The sequence below is a fragment of the Nocardioides psychrotolerans genome, from assembly GCF_943371775.1.
Taxonomy (GTDB): domain Bacteria; phylum Actinomycetota; class Actinomycetes; order Propionibacteriales; family Nocardioidaceae; genus Nocardioides; species Nocardioides psychrotolerans_A.
This window is the reverse complement of record NZ_CALRWD010000146.1, coordinates 1-3,199: the sequence shown is the minus strand read 5'-3', so window position 1 is coordinate 3,199 and position 3,199 is coordinate 1. Positions and strand designations below refer to the sequence as shown.

The window sequence follows — 3,199 nt, the reverse complement described above, 5'->3', positions numbered from 1 at the left end:
GTCGAGGGCCAGGAGCTGGGTGTAGAGCGCGGCGACCTGCGACCAGTCGGTGTCGGCCGCGGTCGGCGCGTCGGTGTGCACGGCGTTGACGGCCGCCATGACCTGGTAGCGGCCCGGCCGGTTGCGCTCGAGGCACTCACGCACCAGCGCGTGCCCCTCGTCGATCATCACCCGGTCCCACCCGCCCCGGTCCTGCTCGCCGAGGGGGACCAGCTCACCGCCCGCGATCCTCGTGCCCCGGCGGGACTCGACGAGCAGCATGAGCGCCAGGAGCCCGGCCACCTCCGGGTCGTCGGGGAGCAGGTGCCGCAACAGCCGCCCGAGCCGGATCGCCTCGCCGGTGAGCTCCGCACGGATCGGGGCGTCGGCCGAGCTGGAGAGGTAGCCCTCGTTGAAGACCAGGTAGACCACGGCCATCACCGTGCCGACCCGCTCGACGAGGTCGTCGGGGCCGGGCACGCGGAAGGGGATCCTGGCGCCCCTGATCTTGGCCTTCGCCCGCGTGATGCGCTGGGCCATGGTGGTCTCGGGCACCAGGAATGCCTGGGCGATCTCGGCCACCGTGAGGCCGCCCAGCAGCCGCAGGGTCAGGGCGACCCGTGCCTCGGGCGCGAGGGCCGGGTGGCAGCAGGTGAAGACCAGTCGCAGCCGGTCGTCCTCCACGACGCCGGTCGGCTCGTGGGGGGTGTCGTCCTCGAGCATGAGTGCCGCCTGGTGCTTGGCGCCGCGACGGTGCTCACGACGGATCCGGTCGATGCCCTTGCGGGCGGCCGTCGTCGTGAGCCAGCCGCCCGGGTTGGGCGGGACCCCGTCGACGGGCCACCTCTCGAGCGCGACCAGGAGGGCGTCACCGGCCGCCTCCTCCGCGGCATCGATGTCGCCGAGGCGCCGGACCAGCGCGGCGACCACCCGTCCGTGCTCCTCGCGGAAGATCCGGTCGATCGCGGCGTGCGCGACCGACCCGTCGGGCCCGGAGGCCTGGCTCACGCGTCGGGCTCGACCTGGAAGGGTCGCACCTCGACCTTGCCCTGGCACGCCTGCGAGCCCTCCTTGGCCCACTGGAGCGCGACGTCGAGGTCGGCGGCCTCGATGACCCAGAAGCCCCCGAGGTGCTCCTTGCTCTCCGCGAACGGCCCGTCCGTCACGATCGGTGCGTCACCGGTGTTGTCGACGGTCGTGGCCGTCGTGATCTCCTGCAGGCCGCCCGCGAACACCCAGGCGCCCTCCTCCCGGAGTCGGCTGTTGAAGCGCTCCACGGCCTCGAAGACCGGCTGCAGCTCCTCCATCGTGCGGGTGTCGGCAGCGATCTCGTCGACGTTGCCGTGGACCGAGAGCATGTACTGAGCCATGGTGGACTCCTCCTGTGCGGGCGGCCCGAGCGGCTGCCTCTGACCACTCCACGAACGAGGTGGCGCGGTCACGACACCTTCTCAGATGATTTTTCGGGCGATCCCCGGTGGAGGGCATCCTCCCTGCGCCATCGTCCGGGTGCCGGTGCGACGATCCGGTGAACCGGCCGCGCGACGTGGCCGGCGCGCCTACGCTGGCCCGGTGACCTCCCCGACCGCGCGCGGCCCTGCCCTGCGCTCCGGCGCGGCGTGGGCGACCGCGCTCTCGCTGGCCGGTGCCCTGCTGGTGGTCGGCAGCCCGTCCTCCGCGACGCCTGCCCCGGAGCTGCTCACCCCCACCGTCGCGACCACCGTCGTGACGCCCACCGGCACCGCCACGAGCAGCGCGGTGGAGCCACGGCGGGCGGGAGACCCCCGTCGCACGCGCGGTCTCTTCGTCGACCCGCTGATGAAGGCCGCCCAGGCGGGCGCGGAGTTCGACCGGATCGGCAAGCGCGCCCAGCCGCTGTGGATCACCGACTACTACCGGCCGGCCACGGTCCAGGCCGACGTCCGCCGCTACGTCGCCCGCGCACAGGAGGCCGGGAAGACGCCGCTGCTGACGATCTACAACATCCCCGACCGCGACTGCGGGCTCTACTCCTCGCAGGACGAGCAGATCACCGACGCCTACTACCGCTCCTGGGTCACGAAGGCCGCGGCCGGGCTCAAGGGCTCGCGGGCGATCGTCGTGCTCGAGCCGGACGCGCTCGCCTTCATCGACAACCCGCAGTGCACTGGCCGTGGCGACCGGGTCGGGCTGCTGCGCTTCGCCACCAAGGTGCTCACGAAGGCCGGTGCGTGGGTCTACATCGACGCCGGGCACTCGGGCTGGCAGCCCGCCGACCACATCGCGGTGCTGCTCAAGCAGGCCGGCGTCGGCATGGCGCGCGGCTTCAGCAGCAACGTCGCCAACAGCCGGGCTACGCCCGACGAGGTCGTCTACACCCGCGCGATCCTGGCGGAGCTGAAGAAGCGCGGCGTGAGCGGCGTGAAGTACGTCATCGACACCGGCCGCAACGGCGCCGGCCGCAACGGCCCGGCGAACGGCGACGTCTGCAACCCGCTCGCCGCCCGTCTCGGTGCCACGCCGCGGCTGGTCTTCAAGGGCCCCTTCGACGGCCGGCTCTGGGTCAAGAACCCCGGTGAGTCCGACGGCCCGTGCAACGGCGGCCCGGCCTCCGGCGAGTGGTGGCCCGACGGCGCCCGACGCCTCATGGGCACGCTCGACTGACGGACGCCGGGCCCCTCACCAGCCCATGGAGCCCGGGATCCCCTTGAACGGACCGACGACCGTGCTGGTGATCCAGCCGCCGTAGAAGCCACCCGGCTGCGGCTGCACCACCTCGTCGTCGACCGTGCACCGGTCGACCGCCGCCGCCATCACCGCGACCGCTCCGGCCAGCGCCTCGAAGCGCGGCGTGGGCGTGCGGTAGGTCCAGGCCGCCTTCGCAGCCACGACCTCGCCCTGGGGCCCGGCCGACACCAGGTCGAAGTAGCTCGCCTCCCCCTTCCACTCGCACCACGACGCGCCGCTCGCCTCGCGGAGCACGCCCGGCTCGAACGCGTCCTGGGGCAGGTAGTACGTCGGAGGGTGGCTGGTCTCGAGCACCCGCCACGCCGACGTCGTCCGTGCGACCACGCGGCCACCCAGCTCGACGGTGATGCTGACCCTGGTGGGCTCCAGCGCCGGTGGTCGGGGGTAGTCCCACACCGACTCCTGGCCGGGTCCGGGCTTCTCGGGAACGGGTCGTCGCATGGCTCCAGTGAACTCCGGCGGGCCAAGGTCGCGTCCGTCGGTCGAGCAGCGA

General features: G+C 73.0%; 4 protein-coding genes. 1 reads left to right on the top strand and 3 read right to left on the bottom strand.

The genetic code is table 11. The annotated features are described in order from the left end of the window. Together AAG827_RS22145 and AAG827_RS22140 are read right to left on the bottom strand one after the other, a co-directional pair. Window positions 1-987: DUF6596 domain-containing protein (locus AAG827_RS22145; RefSeq protein ID WP_341928374.1), on the bottom strand; the 987-nt coding region annotated here is incomplete at its 3' end. Then, on the bottom strand, window positions 984-1,349 hold the full coding sequence (locus AAG827_RS22140) for a YciI family protein (protein ID WP_341928373.1): 366 nt from the start codon (window positions 1,347-1,349) through the stop codon (window positions 984-986). The genes AAG827_RS22140 and AAG827_RS22145, both read right to left, overlap by 4 nt. Window positions 1,350-1,551: 202 nt before the next feature. Between AAG827_RS22140 and AAG827_RS22135 the strand changes: the two genes are divergently transcribed. Continuing rightward, window positions 1,552-2,622: a glycoside hydrolase family 6 protein gene (locus tag AAG827_RS22135; RefSeq protein WP_341928372.1), complete on the top strand. Its 1,071-nt coding sequence runs from the start codon at window positions 1,552-1,554 to the stop codon at window positions 2,620-2,622. Between the two features lie 15 nt (window positions 2,623-2,637). Here the strand turns inward: AAG827_RS22135 and AAG827_RS22130 are convergent, their stop codons facing one another. Further along, complete coding sequence (locus AAG827_RS22130) at window positions 2,638-3,147, bottom strand: DUF427 domain-containing protein (protein ID WP_341928371.1); 510 nt, start codon at window positions 3,145-3,147, stop codon at window positions 2,638-2,640. Window positions 3,148-3,199 lie beyond the last annotated feature (52 nt).